The sequence below is a fragment of the Amycolatopsis sp. NPDC114505 genome (assembly GCF_055633615.1).
In genome coordinates, this window is record NZ_JBVKDV010000002.1 from 518,963 (window position 1) to 537,430 (window position 18,468).

Sequence of the window (18,468 nt, forward strand, 5' to 3'; positions counted from 1 at the left end):
GTGTGCGGGCCGCGTCATCGGTCCGCATCCGAATTACCCGAGGTGCGCCAGCCAGCCGCCCTTCGCCGAGATGTCTTCCGCGCCTTCCGTCGCCGCCGGTTCGCACAGGAAGCCGGACACGCGCGAGCCGTCGGCCAGCTCCACCTTGCCGATCGCCAGCGGTGCGGGAATCCGCGAGACGAACTCGCCGAAGCCGCGTACCGGCAGGTCCCACACCTCCGCCTTGATCGGCACCCCGCCGGACGCGACGCGCACCAACCCGGGCTTCGGCGGCACCGTGTCCAACGCGAACAGCCGGTACGACGCCGAAGTCGACACCTCGGAAACGAACCGCCCGCCGCGCGACGTCAGCTCGTGGTTCAGCGGCTGTCCGCGCAGGTGCGCGCCGACCACCACGATCGGCACCCGTTCGCCGCGCAGCCCGGCGAGGGCGGCCAGTTTCAGGTCGTCGTGCGGGGCGCCGACGAGCATCACGCCGAACGGGCGCCCGGCCACTGTGCCCGCCGGGACCGCCAGCGCCGAGAGCCCGAACAGGTTGGTGGAGTTGGTGAACCGGCCCAGGCGGGCGTTGACCGCGACCGGATCCGCGGCCACCGCGGCGATCGTGGGGTGCTCGGTCGTCGTCGGCATGAGGAGCGCGTCGACGCCGGCCAGCACCGCGAGGGCCTTGGCGCGCAGCCCGGCCAGGGTTCGCTGGTCGGCGAACAGCCGGTGCGCCGGAATGTCCCTGGCGCCGGTGATGATGCCGTGCACCACCGGGTCCACGGCGTCCGGATGCGCGTCCAGGAACTCGCCGACGGCGGTGTACCGCTCGGCGACGAACGCGCCGCCGTACAACAGGTCCGCTGCTTCCAGGAATGTCGATATGTCCACTGTGGTCACTTCGGCGCCCGCCGCCGCGTACTCCGCGACGGTGGCCTCGAACGCCTCCGCCCAGCCCGCTTCAAGCGGTCCCAGCCGGTCCGGCACGCCGAGCCGGAACCGTCCCGGGTGGACTCGCGCGGGTTCGGCCAGGCAGGTCAGGGCGAACGCCGCCTCCTCGACCGTCCGCGCGAACAGCGACACGCAGTCGATGCTCGCGCAGGCGGGGACGATGCCCTCGGTCGGCAGCAGCCCGGGCGTCGGCTTGAGCCCGACGATCCCGTTGTACGCCGCCGGCACCCGCCCGGAGCCCGCGGTGTCCGTGCCCAGAGCCAGATCGGCGATGCCCAGGGCGACGGCCACCGCCGACCCCGAGCTGGACCCGCCCGAGACGTACGCCGGGTCGACGGCGTTGCGGACCGCGCCGTACGGGCTGCGCGTGCCGACCAGCCCGGTCGCGAACTGGTCGAGGTTGGTCGTGCCGAGCACCAGCGCCCCGGCCGCCCGCAGCCGCGCGACGACCGGCGCGTCGGCCTCCGGCTTGTACGCGTAGGCCGGACAACCCGCCGTCGTCGGCAGCCCGGCGACGTCGATGTTCCCCTTGACCGCGACGAGCTTGCCGTACAGCGGCAACCCGCGCTGGACCAACGCTTCGGCCTCGGCCAGTACCTCGGCCTCCGGCCGCAGGTCGATCCAGATCTCGGGCCGGTCGACCTGCTCGATCCGCCGGTACGCGGCGTGCACTCGTTCCCGGAGGCTCATCCGAGCACCACCAACGGCGTTCCGGGGGCCACCTGGTCACCGGGGGACACGAGCACCTCGACCACCTCACCGCGGGCCGGCGCGGGGATCCGCGCCTCCGTCTTCATCGCTTCCAGCGTCACCAGCGACTGCGCGTCCTCGACGCGCTCGCCCGCCGCGACGTCCACCCGCCACACCGTCGCGGCGAACGGCGCCTCGACGACGTGGCCGCCCGGCGGTGCCTCGACCCGCTTCCGCGGCAGCGTCACCGGTTCCGGCTTCGGGTCGAACTCGCCCGCCGCGGCCCAGGCCCGCCGTTCCGCCTCGAACGCCGCCGACTGCGTCGCCCGGAACGCGGCGATGCCGTCCGCGTTGTCGGCGAGGAACTGCTGGTACTCGGCCAGCTTGAAGGTGCCGTCGGTGGTGTCCAGCGCCAGCTGCCCGGACGAGCTCTGCGCGCGCAGCTCCAGGAGCTCGTCCGCGGACACCGGGTACCAGGAGATCCGGTCGAAGAACCGCAGGTTCCACGGCCGGTCCCCGCCGTGCCAGCTGTTCCACACCTGTACGGTCCGGCCGACGAACTGGTAGCCGCCCGGCCCCTCCATGCCGTAGATGCACAGGTACGCGCCGCCGATGCCGACGGAGTTCTCCGCGGTCCACGTCCGCGCCGGGTTGTACTTCGTCGTCACCAGGCGGTGGCGCGGGTCCAGCGGCGTCGCGACCGGCGCGCCGAGGTAGACGTCGCCGAGGCCGAGCACCAGGTACTCCGCGTCGAACACCGTCCGGTAGACGTCATCCACACTGGACAGTCCGTTCACCCGGCGGATGAACTCGATGTTCCACGGGCACCACGGCGCGTCGTCGCGCACGCCGGTCATGTACCGCTCGATCGCCTCGCGCGTCGCCGGGTCGTCCCACGACAGCGGCAGCCGGACGCTGCGGCTCGGCACCTCGAGGTCGGCGGTCGGCGGCAGGTCGCGTTCCAGCTCGCGCACCAGCCCGAGCGCCTTCTCGACGGGCAGCGCGTCCGGGTCGACGTGCACCTGCAGCGACCGGATGCCCGGCGTCAGGTCGACGATCCCCGGCACGCCCTCGGCCGCGAGCCGCTCGCCGAGCGCGTGCACCCGCATCCGCAGGGCGAGGTCGAGCTTCATCTCGCCGTACTCGACGAGCAGGTTGTCGTCCCCGCTGCGGCGGTAGGTGACCGACGGCTCGTCGCCCTCGGACGCTTGCCGTCCCAGGACCCCGCCGTCGTGGCGGGCCGTCCTGGTGGACGTCACCGCGGGGGCCGGCCGCTGCCGCAGCACCGCCGCGTGGTCGGCGTCGATCGGCACGAACCGCACGGTGTCGCCCGGGCGCAGCTGCCCGAGCTTCCACCGCTCGCCGGTGGCGACCGTCGCCGGGCAGACGAAGCCGCCCAGGCTGGGCCCGTCCGGGCCGAGCAGGATCGGCAGGTCGCCGGTGTAGTCGACGGCGCCGATCGCGTACGGCGTGTCGTGGATGTTCGACGGGTGCAGGCCGGCCTCGCCGCCGTCGGCGCGAGTCCACTTCGGTCGCGGCCCGACGAGCCGGACGCCGGTGCGGGCGGAGTTGAAGTGCACCTGCCAGTCCGTGGCGTAGAACGTGTCGACGTCATCGGGGGTGAAGAACTCCGGTGCCGCATGGGGTCCTTCGAGCGCGCCGATCGTCCAGTGCGAGGCGAACTCCGGGCGGTCGGCGACCGGGCCCACGACGGGGTCCGCGGGGGCCGGCCCGGTCCGCAGGACGTCGCCCGCGGCCAGTGCGCGGCCGCCGTGCCCGCCGAACTTGCCCAGGGTGAACGTCGCCGTGCTGCCGAGGAACGCCGGGACGTCGACGCCGCCGCGGACGAGCACGTAGCTGCGCAGTCCCGCCGTGCACGCCCGGACGTCGAGCGTGCCTCCGGCGGGTACTTCGACGGGTGTCCACAAGGGAACCTCGGCGCCGTCGACCAGCACGGTCGCCGGCGCTCCGGTGACGCACACCTGCGTGGCGTGCGAGAACCGCAGCGTCACACCGTCCACAGTGCACTCCAGGCCGGGCGCGCCTTCGGGGTTGCCGAGGGCGAGGTTGCCGCGCCGCAGGGAGCGGTCGTCCATCGGCCCGCTAGGCGGGACCCCGACGTGCCAGTACCCGGTGCGGCCGGGCCAGTCCTGCACTGTCGTCATGGTCCCGCCGCGCACGACGTCCACGCGGGGCTCACTGTCTTCGATGCCGTCCAAAGTGGACGTGTCGTGGATGGCCGCGCCGAACGCCGCGTCGGCGGCCGCCGCGCGCAGCTGCCCGAGGTTGGTGCGCACCCCGTCGACCCGGGTCACGGCGAGCGCTTCCCGCAGGTGCGCGATGGCGTCGGTGCGGGTGGTGCCGGTGCAGATCACCTTGGCCAGCAACGGGTCGTAGTGGGTGGTGACGGTCGTGCCCGGTTCGACCCAGGTGTCCACGCGGGCATCCGGGGGGAGCACGACGCGCGTGACGAGCCCCGCGCTCGGCCGGTGCCCGGCACCCGGGTCCTCGGCGTACACGCGCGCCTCGACGGCGTGCCCGCGCGCGACCGGCACCGCGCGGAACATCGCGCGGTCGCCCTGCGCGAGCCGCAGCATCCAGGCGACCAGGTCGACGCCGTAGACCGCCTCGGTGACCGGGTGCTCGACCTGCAGCCGCGTGTTGACCTCGAGGAACGCGGCCTCTTCGCGGTCGGGGTCGTAGACGTACTCGACCGTGCCGGCCGAGCGGTACCGCACCGACGAGCACAGTGCGACGGCCGAGTCGACGAGCTGCTTCCGGACGGCGCCGGGCAGGTCCGGTGCCGGGCACTCCTCGACGACCTTCTGGTTGCGCCGCTGCAACGAGCAGTCACGGGTGCCCAGCGCCAGGACCTCGCCGAAGCCGTCGCCGAACACCTGGACCTCGACGTGCCGCGCGTGGCGCACCAGGCGTTCCAGGAACACCCCGGAGTTCGCGAAGCTCTTGGCCGCGACGCTCCGCACGGTCTCCCAGGCGTCGCGCAGCTCCTCGGGCGACGCGCACGCGCGCATGCCGATCCCGCCGCCGCCCCCGGTCGCCTTGAGCATCACCGGGTAACCGATTTCCGCGGCGCGGGCCACCGCCTCGTCCACATCGGACAGCAGACCGGTGCCGGCGAGCAGCGGCACACCCGCGGCGACGGCGGCCTCGCGGGCGGTGTGCTTGCTGCCGAACACCTCCAGGTGCGCGGGCGACGGCCCGGCGAACGCGAGCCCGGCGTCCTCGCAGGCCCGCGCGAACGCGGCGTCCTCGGACAGGAACCCGTAACCGGGATGGACGGCGTCGCAGCTGGTTTCGAGTGCGGCCTCGACGATCGCGCCCGCCCGCAGGTAGCTTTCCGCGGCGGGCGCCGGACCGAGCCGCACGGCCCGGTCGGCGAGCCGGACGTGCGGGGCGAGGCGGTCGGCGTCGGAGTACACCGCGACGGTCTCGAGGCCCAGCTCTCCGGCGGTGCGCAGGATCCGGACGGCGATTTCGCCGCGGTTGGCGACGAGCAGCCTCACTCGCCGCCTCCGGGGGACGTCACGACCAGGCGCACCGGCGTCGGGTCGAACCCGTTGCAGGGGTTGTTGATCTGCGGGCAGTTCGACACGAGCACGAGGACGTCGGTCTCGGCGCGCAGCCGGACTTCCAGGCCGGGCGCGGAGATCCCGTCGACGATGCCGAGCGTGCCGTCTTCCTCGACCGGCACGTTCATGTACCAGTTGACGTTGCTGACCAGGTCGCGCTTGCCCAGCCCCCACTTCGCGCCCTCGCTGAGGAAGTTCTCGACGCAGGCGTGCTGGAAGCGGGTGTGCTGGCCGTAGCGGAGGCTGTTGGACTCCTTGCTGCACGCGCCGCCGAGCGTGTCGTGACGCCCGCAGGTGTCGGCGACGACGGTCATTAGCGGTGCGCCTTCCTGGGTGCGCAGCACGCTGCCGGTGGTCAGGAAGATGTTGCGCTGGGCCGCGATCGTCGCCGCCGCGCTGTAGCGCTTGCTCGTGTCGTTCGCGTCGTAGCAGAGGAAGTCGACGGCCTGGTTGCCGCCGAGGTCGATGATCGCCAGCTCGCTGCCGCGCTTCAGCACGGTCGAGAACGGGGCGCGCGCGGCGACGTCGAACGTCAGCTCCAGCGTGGAACGGTAGGCCGTGCTCATGCGATCCCCCGGGCGGTCAGGTAATCGGCGGTGTTCTCGAAGGCCCGCTGCGCCTCCGGTGAGTGCGTCCACTCCGGACTGTCCGGAGTGGACGGCCGGTCGCGCCAGGCGAGGACTTCGAGGTTGGTCACGGCGTAGTCCGGCCGCGGGTCGACCGGGTGCGCCACGTTGGCGATCAGCACGATCACCGGCATTTCGATCCGGAGCTCGACGGACCCGCCCGCGCCCGCGGACCCGGTGAAGTCCAGGCCGCCTTCCGGCTGGACCCGCACCCCCTGGAAGAACGACAGGCTCGGCGGCAGGTCGCGCGGCCCGAGGCCGTTCTTGGCCGCCGCCAACGTGAACAGCGGGAGCCCGGCGGGGGAGGGGCCCTGCGGGGCGCCGTCGCCGTAGCGCTCGGTGTTGCTGTCCACAGTGGACGTCCCGCACAGCGCGTCGTGCCGCCCGCTCGAGTCCGAGACGATCGTCGCGAGCACCCGCGCCTGGTCGGACAGCAGCGCCACCTTCGGGCCCAGGTAGGCGTTCCACTGCACCTTCACCGTGTCCGCGACGTTCAGCCGCTCCCACGGCTGATCCGCGTTGAACAGCAGCAGGTGCGCGCAGGCGTCGCCGTCGACGTCGGTCAGCCGCAGCCGGGTGCCCCGCGCGAGCACCTTGTGCGTGTATCCGCCGCCGGCGACCGTCTCGGCCCAGGTCAGCGCCTCGGGCGCGACTTGGGGAACCTCGGCCGGCCACGTGCTCGCCGGGATCGACGGCATCGTTTCGACCACGGTGCCGGCCTGGGCGCGGGCGTGGTCGCGGGCGCCGTAGGGGGTGGCGGTGGTGCTCATGGACGTCCTCTCTCAGAGCGCGGGTTCGAGGGCGGGGGCGGGACGCAGCCGCAGCCAGCAGAGCCGGCCGATCACCAGAGCGCCGCCGACGAACTCTATCGGGAACAAGAGCATCCAGGGGGCGCCCGAACCGGTCACGTCGTAGATCTCCGGGCGTGGCCAGGCGATGTTCACGATCATGGCGATGCCGTAGAGAACCGCTGCTCCGTTCACCGGAACGCCCCAGCGGCCGAGGGAGAACAGCCCCGGCTCCGGCGGGAAGCGACCGCGCAGCCGGTTCACCAGCAAGGGCCCGGTGACCAGCAGGTACGCCAGGTAGACGACCACCACCGACGTCCCGGTGATCGTGCTGAACAGCGTGGGGTTGCCGACGTTGAGCAGCAGCAGCCCGATCGCGAGCCCACCCGACACGAGGGCGGGCGCGATCGGCGTGCCCGTGCGCGAACTCACCGACGAAAGTCGGGTGGACGCGGGGAGCGCGCGGTCGCGGGCCATCGCGTAGATCAGGCGGATGGTGCCGGTCTGGATGGTGAGGGTGCAGACGACGACCGCGGTCGCGACGTCTGCGAGGAAGACCCGGCCGAGGGTGTCGCCGAAGACGGCGGTGATGACGTACGGCAGGCCGTGCCCGGCGAGCTGCCCGTCGGTGAGGCTCGGCGCGGCCATCAGCGCGGTGATCACCACGGCCAGCCCGCCGATCCCGGACACGAGCACCGCCCGCAGCACCGCGCGCGGAGCCGCCCTTCGCGCGTTCTTCGTCTCTTCCGCGACCGACGCGGCGGTGTCGAAGCCGTAGAGCACGTACGCCGCCATGAGCGCCGAAGCGAGCACGCCGCCGATCCCGGCGCTCGTGCCGGGCGCGTCGTGCAGCACCACCTGCGGCCCGCGGACCGCGAACAGGGCGAGGCCGGCGATGAGGACGACGACGCCGAGCAGCTCGGCCGCGACGCCGAAGTCGTTGATCCGCGCGATGAGCCGCACGCCGCCGGCGTTGACCGCGGTGGTGAAGAGGAGCAGGAGCGTGCCGAGCAGGACGGCGTTGGCGGCGCCGCTCGGCGACGTCACCGCGGGGTCGCCGCCGACGAACTGGAAGCCGTCCCACACCGAGGGCAGCACGATCTGCAGCGCGATCGCCGCGGCGGCGAGCGCGACGACGCAGCCGAGCAGCATCATCCAGCCGGCGAGCCAGCCGAGGAAGCCCCGGGTGAGCTGTTTCGCCCACTGGTACACGGATCCGGCGAGCGGGAAGCGCGCGGCGAGCTCGGCGAAGGTCAGCGCCACGAGCAGCTGGCCGGCGAGCACCACGGGCCACGTCCAGAAGAAGAGCGGGCCGCCGAAGGAGTAGCCGAAGCCGAAGAGCTGGAAGACGGTCGTGAGGATCGAGACGAACGAGAAGCCGGCGGCGAAGGCGGAAAACCCGCCCAGCGACCGGCGAAGCTCTTGGCGGTAACCGAAGGCGGTGAGTTCGTCGGACATGCAGACTCCTTGTTTCGATCGCTTGACAGAAATTAAGGTCCGGGCGCGACTTCCCGATCTCCGGCGCGTTAGGGGCTCGTTAACGGCCGAGCCGACCGCGCGTCAACGGCGACATGTGGGTGTAACCGGGCGTCCGTGCGGGTGTCCGGGCCGCGAACCTGGCAAGATCACCGCCGTGGTCAAAGGGGTAGGGGTCGGCAGGCCCCGGGCGAGCGGCGCGGCGGCGAACCGCCCGGACGCGCGCCAGGCCGTGCTCGACGCGGCGGGCGAGCTGTTCACCGGAGCCGGCTACGCGGCGACGACGACACGCGCGATCGCCGAACGCGCGGGCCTGCGTCAGGCGTCGCTGTACTACCACTTCCCGGCGAAGGAAGACATCCTCGCGGCCCTGCTGGCGGAGACGGTCCGTCCGTCACTCGACTTGGCGGCGCGGCTGGTCGCGGATGCATCCCCGGCAGCGGTCCGGCTGTGGGCCCTGGCGTACGCGGACATCCGCTTGTTGGGGGGCGCCCGCCACAACCTGGGCGCGCTGTACCTGCTGCCGGAGGTGGGGTCGCCCAACCTGGCCCGCTTCCGCGCCGAGCGCGCCGACCTGAAGGCCGCGTATGGGCGGTTGGTGGCGGCGTCCGGGATCGCGTCCTCGGCGGTGGCCATCCGGACGGACCTGGTGTTCGGGTTGGTGGAGAGCATCGCGGTGATCCGGCGGGATGATCCGGAGTTGGATGTCGAGGCTCACGTCCGCGAGGGGGCGGACGGGGTGGTCCGCTTGGCGGGGCTGCCGGAGCCGACGGAGGAACTGCGCGCGGAGGGTCACACGCTGCTGGCGACGCTCACCGACTAGCGGCGTTCTCCGCCGTCATGAGGTCCTTGAGGTCGCGAAGAGTTCGGATGCCCAGCTGGATCGACTGAGCGCCGACCCGCAGCGGCCGGATCGCCGCGCGCAGGGGCGCGTTGATCGCTTCGAGGGGGCGGATCTGGCCGAGGAAGCCGGAGATCGTCGTCTCCACAGTCTCCAGCTCGCCAAGTAGTTCCACGAATTCCTCGTACTCTTTGCGCGCTTGGGTCACCATGTCAGGACTCCCGTGGGAGTTCATGAGCGAGACGTAGGAGCGCATGATGTTGTCGGTCTCTGCGATCGTGTTCTCGAAATCGGTGCCTGCCTGCTGGATACTCACCGACAGCGGTTTGATCGTGTCGGCTGTTCGGGCGATTCGTTCTTTGATGACTTCTTTGGACTGGCCTTCCATATCGGCCGTCGCCTGCAGCATTTCTTCGGTCACGTCGTTCAGCGAGATGGTGACGGTGCCGAGTTGCTGCTCGAGCAGGGTGCCGATCTCGGCAAGCCGCTCGACGTACTCCTGGAGACCGGGGGAGTCGTCGTCTGGTGCGTGGGGAGAGGGAGTCGCCTCGGTCGTTTGCAGAGTCTCCAGCTTGCTCTCGGCTGACTGGATGGCCTTGATCAACTTGTCCGCCACTACGGCCATGGCCCTCCGCCACTCGGCGGTCCCGGCTCCGGCGAGCACTGCGTCTTCGATGTCGATGTACTGCAACCTTTCGATGATGCGGATGTTCGCGTCGTCGCTGCTCTGGGTGATGAGGTTTCGTCCCAGGACGATCAACGGCAGGATCAGCTGGGTCAGGCCGAGTTCGTTGGCCTTGGCGTAGAACGCGGTGAGCTCCTCGCGGCAGGAGTCGCTCTCGTAAAAGTAGTTCATCGAGATGACCGGGATGAAGACCATCGCGGCGTTGATCCCGTCCTGGATCTTGGTGCGCCAGTCTTCACCCCAGCCAATGCTTTCGCGGTCCACGAAGACCTCGACTTTTCGGCCGTGTGCCGAAGCGCAGAACTTCTCGAGAGACGACTTCAACGGAGTGACGAAATTCAGAAAACTGTCGTCCTCGTGCGTGAAACTGAGGAAGCACTGGACAGCGGGCTGATCGGACATGAAGTCGGTCATCGAGCACACCTTCGCCGGAGTCGCGGGACTTCGGCGAGAATAGGTCGGCGCGCGATCGATTCCCGGTGCCATGCGGTGATGACCCGGAAGTGTCCTGGATCTGTCCGCTCAGGAAGCGGTCGTCTGCAGGGCCTTGCTCAGCGCCACCGCCGTCAAGTCCACCTGCCACGGCCGCGCCCCACCCGCACGCAGCACCGAAGCCACCGACTCCTCGTCCGTCTCCGCCGGGGGACGCCAGCACGTCCGGCGCACCAGGTCCGGCAGCAGCAGGTTCTCCACCGGCAGCCGCCGGTCCTCCGCGATCGCCGTCAATGCCGCTCGGGCCGCCGACAGGCGGGCCGCCGCGTCCGGGTCCTTGTCCGCCCAGCGGTTGACCGGGGGTGGGCCGTCCGTCGGCTGGGACGGTGACGGCAGCTCCGATGCCGGGAGCGCGCGAGCCGCCTGGAGGTGGCGGAGCCAGTTCGCCGTGTACTTGCGCTGGACGCGGCCGCTGAACACCGGTAGTGCCTGGAGCTCCTCGACCGTCTTGGGGTCGGCCGTCACCGCGTTGATGATCGCGCTGTCCGGGAGGATCCGGCTCGGTGCTCGGTCGCGTTTGCGGGCCAGCTCGTCGCGGGCCTGCCACAGCTCGCGGACCGCCGCCAACCCGCGGGGGTTGCGGATCTTGTGCACGCCGGACGTCCGGCGCCACGGCTCGGCCCGCGGGGCCGGCGGCGGCGCCAGGCGCACGTTTTCGAACTCCTGCTGCGCCCACTCCAGCTTGCCCTGGGCGCCCAGCTCCGCCTCCAGCTTTTCGCGCAGCTGGATGAGCAGCTCGACGTCGAGGGCCGCGTAGTTGAGCCAGTCGACCGGCAACGGCCGCTTCGACCAGTCGGCCGCGCTGTGCCCCTTCTCGAGGGTGTAGCCCAGCAGCAGCTCGACGAGGGTCCCCAGCGCGACGCGCTCGTAGCCCGCCAGCCGGCCGGCCAGTTCGGTGTCGAAGAGCCCCGCCGGGTGCAGGTCCAGCTCGGCGAGGCAGGGGAGGTCCTGGGAGGCCGCGTGCAGCACCCACTCCAGGGAGTTGAGGACGTTCCGCAACGGCGTGAGGTCGTCCAGCTCGGTCGGGTCGATCAGGACCGTGCCGGACCCTTCGCGCCGCAGCTGGACGAGGTAGGCCTTGGGCCAGTACCGGTAGCCGGACGCGCGTTCGGTGTCGACGGCGACCGCGCCGGTGCCCGCGGCCAGCCGCGCGCAGGCTTCAGCCAGCGCGGACTGGTCCGTGACCACCGGAGGGGTGCCCTCGGTGGGCTCGCGTAGCAGCACAGGGCCGCCCGTGGACTCGATTTCCATCCCGGAGGCCTCTGCACTTCCCATAACCGACGACCCTACGGGACGGGCGTACCGCGCCTGGTCCGCCCGCCCCGCAGGGAGGTTCGTCTGCGTCAGCGGATGACGCCGGCTCGCATGGCCAGCGCAACCATCTGAGCCCGGTCGCCCGTGCCGAGCTTGCGCCCGATCCGGGACAGGTGGGACTTGACGGTGAGAGCGGAGAGCGAAAGCTCCTCGCCGATCTCCTTGTTGGACTGTCCGTCGGCGACCAGCTGGAGCACCTCCACCTCACGAGCGGACAGCTCGCGCGGGGTGTTGTCGGTGCCCGCGACGCGGGTCCCGGTGGCCAGCACCGGAGCCACGCTCGGGTCGGCGTAAACGCCGCCCTCGAGCACACGCCGCACGCCATCGGTCACTACGACCGGCGACGCGGACTTCAGCAGGTACGCCTGGGCCCCGGCCTGGAAGGCCGAGCGGACCGCGTACGGGTCGTCCGAGGATGCGAGTACCACCACGCGCGGCCAGCCGTGGCTACGGAGTTCCGTAACCAGCTCGATACCGCTGCCGTCCGGCAGTCCGAGATCGAGGATCGCCAGGTCACAAGGCCCAGTGGCCTGTGCTCGCGCCCTCGCTTCGGCCACCGTGGCGGCTTCGTGGACGGTCCCCGCACCCATCTGTGCGAGTCTTGCTGCGATTGCCTCCCTCAACAGCGGGTGGTCATCGACCACCAACACGGAAAAAAGCTCTTCCCGCGGGTGCGGAACCATGCTCGCCGGCAATGCACCGGCTGGCGTGGATCGGACGGCCTGAGAAATGCCGACGGTAGCCACGTCACTACCTCCCTGGAGTCGGTCGTGCCCCCCGACCGGCACCGGGACCTTCGGCCGTTCAGCCGCGCCAGCTTTAGACCGAAAGTGGTGTCGTCGAAGGCACTGTAGCCGCCCTGGGGCCGTCGCGGGGGGATCGAATGGGTATCTATCTCAAACGAACAGTCACTCAGTGGGTTCGGAGTAACACGATCGGGCTAGTGCACGGCCGGTTGCTAACGGATAGCCCAGCGAACACGATGCAAAGAAGTTACCGGCGTCCAAATGGCCGTGCAGATGGGGTGTGCAGCTGCCGGTGCGCGTAGTCACGAGGGGCCGGATGGGGGTCCGGGAGGGCCGGAATGTGCCTCCGGCCGGGGCATGATCAACTTCGCGAACCGGCTTCCGAGGGCTCTCCGGACGGCCGGAACGGTGACTGTCCGTGGCCTTCGGAGGCGATCTTCGGCCGGTGTGGCGCAAGTTGATCTTGTTGCGGTGCGTGACTGCCGAGCGTCACTAACGGGGGCATCGGCGAAGACGTGAAACGGCCTCGGAAACGTCGAGCCGGCCGGCCGGGGGTGCGGCAGTTGCCAGGGCGGTTACACCCGTCGGTGAAGGGCTGAGGGGGCCGACCGGGGGTTCCCGTTGGTTTGGACGGCGTTCAGCGGATGTGAAATTTGCTCACATCCGTACAAGGCTCCGGTGCGGGGACGGCCGGGGAAGATCAGCCGGCGCCGGACCGCGGCGATGATCGCCCGGATGGCCGAGTCCGGCGGGCGCGGCCCGGCGTAGCCGACGAGACCCCGGTCAGGAGCTCTGGCGCTGCCCGAAGAGCGTCACGCCGACCGGCGGCAAGCCCACGACACTGGCCATGACCTGGCAGAACGCCTGCCCGTGTGGCAAAAGCCCGGCGTCCGTCGGCGTCCACGACGCCCGCAGCTCCAGGTCGTCCGTGCGCGCCGGGCCGGAGATGTCGCCGAAGCGGGCCGAGGACGTCTCCGTCACCGTGCCGCCCAGCGCCGTCCAGCTCGCGCCCGACACCTCCAGCGCGTCCGTCAGCCACGACCAGCCGACCGCCGGCAGGAACGGGTCCGTCGCCAGCTCCCGGTCCAGCTCCGCGCGCACGTACATGACCAGCCGCAGCACGCCGTCCCAGCCCTCTTGGCCCTCGGGGTCGTGCAGCAGGACCAGCCGGCCCGAGGCCAGCACGTCCGCGGGCCCGGAAACCTCGCAGCTGACCGCGTACGACCACGGCGCGAGCCGCTGCGGCGCCCGCATCGGCTCCAGCAGCACCTCCCGGCGGGGTCGGACGGACTGCAGCGCCACAACTGCTTCACGGAAGAGTTCGGGCACTGGCGTCATCGCGGTCACGCTTCGACTTTAGGGCGGGCACGCCCCGTTGCGGGCGCAGGCGCGCCGAGAGAAACGCCCCGCCGGGCTCGTGGCACGATTGACCGTGATGTCTCCGACCACGCCCCTGCCGCAGCGAGCCGCCCAGTCCGGCCGCCGCGAGCTGCCCGAAGCCCCGTTCCTGGCCGCCGCCCGCGGCGAACGCCCGGCGCGCACGCCCGTCTGGTTCATGCGCCAGGCCGGCCGCTCGCTGCCCGAGTACCGCGCCCTGCGCGAGGGCGTGCCGATGCTCGACTCCTGCTTCGACCCCGAGATGCTCGCGGAGATCACGCTGCAGCCGGTCCGCCGGCACGGCGTCGACGCGGCGATCCTCTACAGCGACATCGTGGTGCCGCTGAAGGCCGCGGGGGTCGATATCGACATCGTCCCCGGCACCGGCCCGGTGGTCGCGGCGCCGATCCGCGACCTAGCCGCCGTGCGGGCGCTGCCGGAGCTGGCCCCCGACCAGGTCGGGAAGGTCGCCGACGGCGTCAAGCTGCTGGTCGAGCGGCTCGGCGGGACGCCGCTGATCGGCTTCGCCGGCGCGCCGTTCACCCTCGCCAGCTACCTCATCGAGGGCGGCCCGAGCCGCAACCACGAGCACACCAAGGCGCTGATGCACTCGGAGCCGGCGCTGTGGCACGAGCTGGCCGGCCGCCTGGCCGACATCGCGCTGACGTTCCTGCGCGCGCAGCTCGACGCCGGCGTCGACGCGATCCAGCTGTTCGACTCCTGGGCGGGCGCGCTGTCCGAGCGGGACTACCGCGAGTTCGTGCTGCCGCACTCGGCGAAGGTCCTCGACGGCGTCGCCGCGTACGGCGTGCCGCGGATCCACTTCGGTGTCGGCACCGGTGAGCTCCTCGGCGCCATGCGCGACGCGGGCGCGGACGTCGTCGGCGTCGACTGGCGCATCCCCCTGGACGAGGCCGTCCGGCGCCTCGGCGGGCACGCCGTCGTCCAGGGCAACCTCGACCCGGCGCTGCTCCACGCGTCCTGGCCGGTCCTCGAAGCCGAGGTCCGCCGGATCGTCGAAGAGGGCAAGACGGCCGACGGCCACATCTTCAACCTCGGCCACGGCGTGCTGCCGGGCGTCGACCCCGACGTGCTGACCCGCGTGGTCGGGCTGGTGCACGAGCTGTGAAGCGCGTCGCGGTCGTCGGCGGGGGCGTTTCCGGACTGACCGCGGCGTACCGGCTGCGGCGCCTGCTCGGCGACAGCGCCGAGATCGTCGTGTTCGAGAAGACGAAGACGCCGGGCGGGAAGCTGCGCACGACCGAGCTCGCCGGCGTCCCCTACGACGTCGGCGCGGAGGCGTTCCTCGTCCGCCGTCCCGAGATGCTCGCGCTGGCCCGCGAGCTCGGGCTCGACGTCGTCCACCCGACGAAGGCGCGCGCGAAGATCCACGCCGGCGGCACCGTGACCGGCCTGCCGCCGGGCACCGTCATGGGCGTCCCGGCGTCGGCCGAATCGGTGGCCGGCGTGCTGTCCGAGGCGGGACGGCGGGCCGTCGAGGCCGAGCCGTCGCTGCCCGAGCTGAGGCTGCCGGGCGGCGACCTGCCGCTCGGGCCGCTGCTGCGCGAGCGGTTCGGCGACGAGCTGGTCGACCGGCTCGTCGACCCGCTGCTCGGCGGCGTCTACGCGGGCGGCGCCGACGGCCTCGGCCTGCGCGCGACCATGCCCGGCCTGGCCGCGGCGGTGGCCGCGGGCGCCGGTTCGCTGACCGCGGCGGCCAAGGCGCAGCTGCCCGCGTCGCCGAGCACGGCGCCGGTGTTCGGCACCGTCCCTGGCGGCCTGGGCACTCTGGTCGACCGGCTCACCGAGCTGTCCGGCGCCGAGCTGCGGACCGGGCTGCCGGTCTGCGACATCGACCGGCACGGCCCCGGCTGGCGGCTGCGGATCGGCGCGAACCCCACCGCGCACGCGCCCGCGGACAACACGGTCGAGGCCGACGCGATCGTGCTCGCGGTGCCCGCGCCCTCGGCCCGGCGGCTGCTGGCCGACCTGGTGCCCGCGGCTTCGGCGGCGTTCGGCGAGGTCGAGCTGGCGTCGATGGCCGTGGTGGCGCTGGCGTTGCCGCCCGGCACGCGGCTGCCCGACGCCTCGGGGATCCTCATCGGCGCCGGCGAGGGCGACGCCTCGGGCAAGCCCTACGCGGCGAAGGCGTTCACGTTCTCGTCGCGGAAGTGGGCGCACTTCGGCACCGGCCCGGTGCTGGTCCGCGGCTCGGTCGGGCGCTTCGGCGACCTGGGCGCGTTGCAGGCCGACGACGTCGAGCTGGTCCGCGTGGTCCGCGACGACCTCGCGCGGCTGACGGGCGTGACGGCGGCGCCGGTCGAGACGCTGGTGACGCGCTGGGGCGGCGGCCTGCCGCAGTACGGCACGGGCCACCTCGAGCGCGTGGAGCGGATCGAGAAGGCGATCGCCGGGGTGCCGGGGCTCGCGGTGGCGGGGGCGACGCTGCACGGCGTCGGGCTGCCCGCGTGCGTGGCGACGGCCGAGGCGGCGGCGCAGCGGATCGCGGCCCACCTCTCTTCGTGAGTGCTCTCACCTGACCCGTGGCAGCGGCCGCGTCGCCGCGGTGACAGGATGGAAGCATGGCGCGGGTCAACTACAACGAGCTCAACGACACCATCCGCTACACCACCTGGTCGGTCTTCCGGATCGAGCCCGGCAGGCTGGGCGAGGACCGCGGGACGGCCGGGCGCGAGACGACCGAGTACCTCGACGGCCTCGAGGCCAAGGGCGTCGTCGTCCGGGGTGTCTACGACCTCTCGGGCCTGCGCGCCGACGCCGACTACATGATCTGGTGGCACGCCGAGGAGATCGAGCAGGTCCAGGCGGCCTACTCCGGCTTCCGCCGGACCCCGCTCGGCCGCGCGTCGACGCCGGTCTGGAGCCAGACCGCGCTGCACCGGCCCGCCGAGTTCAACAAGAGCCACATCCCGGCCTTCCTCGCCGGCGAAGAGGCGCGCAAGTTCATCTGCGTCTACCCGTTCGTCCGGTCCTACGAGTGGTACCTGCTGCCGGACGCCGACCGCCGCAAGATGCTCGCCGACCACGGCAAGGAAGCCCGCGACTACCCGGACGTCCGCGCCAACACCGTGGCGTCGTTCGCGCTGGGCGACTACGAGTGGATCCTGGCCTTCGAGGCCGACGAGCTGCACCGGATCGTCGACCTGATGCGGCACCTGCGCGGCACCGAGGCGCGGCTGCACGTGCGCGAGGAGATCCCGTTCTACACCGGCACCCGCGTGCCGCCCGCCGAGCTCGTCGCGGCCCTGCCGTAGTGCCGGAGATCCTGGACGGCGTCTGGCGCACCCTCACCGGGGAAGCGCCGGGACCGGTCGAGCTGACCGGCGCCGAAGACGTGCTGCCCGGCCCGTACCGGGTGGCGGCCGCCGCAACCGCGACCGTTGCCGCGGCAACCCTGGCGGCCGGCGAAATGCTGAAGCTGCGCGAGATCGAGCCCGGCGTCGTCACGGCGGACACCCGCCACGCGGCGGCGGCGTTCGCGAGCGAAGGGTTCTCGCGCGTCGAGGGCGCTTCGCCGGAGCCGGTGTGGGCGCCGCTGTCGGGCAACTACCGCACGGCCGACGGCTGGGTGCGCCTGCACTGCAACTACCCGCGTCACGAAGCGGCGGTGTGCTGGGGACTCGGCGTCCCCGGGACCCGGGACGCGGTGACGAAGGCCGTCGCCGGCCGCGGCGCGCGCGAGGTCGAGCACGCGGTCGTGTCGGCCGGGGGAGCGGCGGCGCAGCTGCGATCGCCCGAGGACTGGGCCGCGCACCCGCAGGGGGCGGCGGTGGCATCACTGCCGTTGGTGGACCTGGCGCCGATCGGCGAAGCGCCGAAGCGGACGTTGTTCTATTCGGACCGTCCACTGGGCGGCATCCGGATCCTGGAGTTGACGCACGTCCTCGCCGGCCCGGTGGCAGGGCGGGTGCTGGCGGCCCACGGCGCGGACGTGCTGCACGTCGGCGCGGCGCACTTGCCGCGCGTCGAGACGCTGGTGCGCGACACGGGTCAGGGCAAGCGATCGGCGTTCGTGGCACTGGACACGGAGGGCGGCCGCGCGCGGCTGAAGAAGCTGATCAGCCGGGCGGACGTACTGGTGCAGTCGTTCCGCCCGGGTGCGCTTTCCCGCATCGGCTTCGGGCCTGCGGAGCTGGCGGAGCTGCGACCGGGTCTCGTGATCGCGGACTTGAGCGCGTACGGCTGGGAGGGTCCGTGGGCCCGGCGGCGTGGGTTCGACAGTTTGGTGCAGATGTCGAACGGCATGGCTTTCGGTCCCGACGGCGACCCGTCGCCGCTCCCGGTCCAGGCGCTGGACCACGGAACGGGCTGGCTCGCGGCGGCGGCGGTGATGACGGCGTTGCGCCGCCAGGTAACCGACGGCGGCACGTGGCGGGTCCGGCTTTCTTTGGCGGGCACGGGCCGTTGGCTGGATTCGTTGGGGCGTAAGGATCCTGCGGGTGCTGAGGTGGATTTCGCGGACCTGACGGAGGAAGTGGACAGCGGCTACGGCCGGCTGACGCGAGTCCGGATGGCGGGTGGGTTGCCGGGAGCGGAGCCCCGGTGGGACTTCGGGACGCGGTTGCCGGGTGTCGACAAGCCGACTTGGACACCCTGACGCGGTCGGGTCTGACCGCGGCTGGGGTCCTGAGGTGGTGGGCCTCGGCGCGGCTGGTCCTGTAGCGGCTGGTCCTGTAGCGGTAGGTCCTGACGCGGCTGCGCCTCGACGTGGTTTGTCCTGCCGCGGCTGGCCCATGCGCAGCCGGTCCTGCTGCGGCTGGCCCCGGCACAGCCGGCCTGGGAGCAACCGACTCCGACCGCAGCTGGTCCTGCCGCAGTCGGGCTTCGACGCGGCTTGTCCTGCGGCAGCTGGCGGTGACGCGGTCGGTCTTGGCGCAGCCGGGCCTCGC

General features: G+C 72.1%; 14 protein-coding genes. 5 read left to right on the plus strand and 9 right to left on the minus strand.

From position 1 onward, the window contains the following. Window positions 1–33: 33 nt before the first annotated feature. Genes ACZ7OU_RS20470 through ACZ7OU_RS20490 form a run of 5 tightly spaced genes read right to left on the minus strand, consistent with a single transcriptional unit; the run spans window position 34 to window position 8,085 of the window. Window positions 34–1,623 (minus strand): allophanate hydrolase, encoded by a 1,590-nt coding sequence (locus ACZ7OU_RS20470; protein ID WP_470256249.1) that lies wholly within the window; start codon window positions 1,621–1,623, stop codon window positions 34–36. Then, on the minus strand, window positions 1,620–5,147 hold the full coding sequence (uca, locus tag ACZ7OU_RS20475) for an urea carboxylase (protein WP_470256250.1): 3,528 nt from the start codon (window positions 5,145–5,147) through the stop codon (window positions 1,620–1,622). The genes ACZ7OU_RS20470 and uca overlap by 4 nt, the downstream gene beginning before the upstream one ends. Beyond that, window positions 5,144–5,779 carry an urea amidolyase associated protein UAAP2 gene (locus ACZ7OU_RS20480; protein ID WP_470256251.1) on the minus strand — a complete coding sequence of 212 codons (636 nt, stop codon included), beginning with the start codon at window positions 5,777–5,779 and terminating at the stop codon, window positions 5,144–5,146. The genes uca and ACZ7OU_RS20480 overlap by 4 nt, the downstream gene beginning before the upstream one ends. Next, window positions 5,776–6,609 (minus strand): urea amidolyase associated protein UAAP1, encoded by an 834-nt coding sequence (locus ACZ7OU_RS20485; RefSeq protein ID WP_470256252.1) that lies wholly within the window; start codon window positions 6,607–6,609, stop codon window positions 5,776–5,778. The genes ACZ7OU_RS20480 and ACZ7OU_RS20485 overlap by 4 nt, the downstream gene beginning before the upstream one ends. 12 nt (window positions 6,610–6,621) lie before the next feature. Further along, window positions 6,622–8,085, minus strand: coding sequence for an amino acid permease (locus tag ACZ7OU_RS20490; protein WP_470256253.1), 1,464 nt, complete (start codon window positions 8,083–8,085; stop codon window positions 6,622–6,624). Between the two features lie 175 nt (window positions 8,086–8,260). Here ACZ7OU_RS20490 and ACZ7OU_RS20495 point away from each other — a divergent pair, with 175 nt between their 5' ends. Continuing rightward, entirely contained in the window at window positions 8,261–8,926 is a 666-nt protein-coding gene (locus ACZ7OU_RS20495; RefSeq protein WP_470256254.1) for a TetR/AcrR family transcriptional regulator, read from the plus strand. On the opposite strand, the gene ACZ7OU_RS20500 is transcribed toward ACZ7OU_RS20495, so the two are convergent. The 4 genes from ACZ7OU_RS20500 to ACZ7OU_RS20515 form a co-directional block, all read right to left on the minus strand. Further along, a complete protein-coding gene (locus ACZ7OU_RS20500) occupies window positions 8,916–10,043 on the minus strand; it encodes a toll/interleukin-1 receptor domain-containing protein (RefSeq protein ID WP_470256255.1) in 1,128 nt (375 codons plus the stop codon). The two genes, ACZ7OU_RS20495 and ACZ7OU_RS20500, sit on opposite strands and share 11 nt — an antisense overlap. Before the next feature lie 108 nt (window positions 10,044–10,151). After that, window positions 10,152–11,372, minus strand: coding sequence for an HRDC domain-containing protein (locus ACZ7OU_RS20505; protein ID WP_470239020.1), 1,221 nt, complete (start codon window positions 11,370–11,372; stop codon window positions 10,152–10,154). Window positions 11,373–11,464: 92 nt separating this feature from the next. Further along, entirely contained in the window at window positions 11,465–12,181 is a 717-nt protein-coding gene (locus ACZ7OU_RS20510; protein WP_033261886.1) for a response regulator, read from the minus strand. 783 nt (window positions 12,182–12,964) lie between these two features. Further along, on the minus strand, window positions 12,965–13,528 hold the full coding sequence (locus ACZ7OU_RS20515) for a DUF3000 domain-containing protein (RefSeq protein ID WP_470238480.1): 564 nt from the start codon (window positions 13,526–13,528) through the stop codon (window positions 12,965–12,967). Between the two features lie 88 nt (window positions 13,529–13,616). On the opposite strand from ACZ7OU_RS20515, the gene hemE reads away from it, so the two are divergent. From hemE to ACZ7OU_RS20535, 4 genes are read left to right on the plus strand one after another with little or no spacing between them, the layout of a single operon-like run. Further along, complete coding sequence (gene hemE / locus ACZ7OU_RS20520; protein ID WP_470256256.1) at window positions 13,617–14,687, plus strand: uroporphyrinogen decarboxylase; 1,071 nt, start codon at window positions 13,617–13,619, stop codon at window positions 14,685–14,687. Continuing rightward, window positions 14,684–16,084: a protoporphyrinogen oxidase gene (gene hemG, locus ACZ7OU_RS20525; protein WP_470256257.1), complete on the plus strand. Its 1,401-nt coding sequence runs from the start codon at window positions 14,684–14,686 to the stop codon at window positions 16,082–16,084. Before hemE ends, hemG begins: the two co-directional genes overlap by 4 nt. Window positions 16,085–16,140: 56 nt before the next feature. Continuing rightward, window positions 16,141–16,833 (plus strand): hydrogen peroxide-dependent heme synthase, encoded by a 693-nt coding sequence (gene hemQ, locus ACZ7OU_RS20530; RefSeq protein WP_155544358.1) that lies wholly within the window; start codon window positions 16,141–16,143, stop codon window positions 16,831–16,833. Continuing rightward, window positions 16,833–18,176: a CoA transferase gene (locus ACZ7OU_RS20535; RefSeq protein ID WP_470256258.1), complete on the plus strand. Its 1,344-nt coding sequence runs from the start codon at window positions 16,833–16,835 to the stop codon at window positions 18,174–18,176. Before hemQ ends, ACZ7OU_RS20535 begins: the two co-directional genes overlap by 1 nt. Window positions 18,177–18,468: the final 292 nt, after the last annotated feature.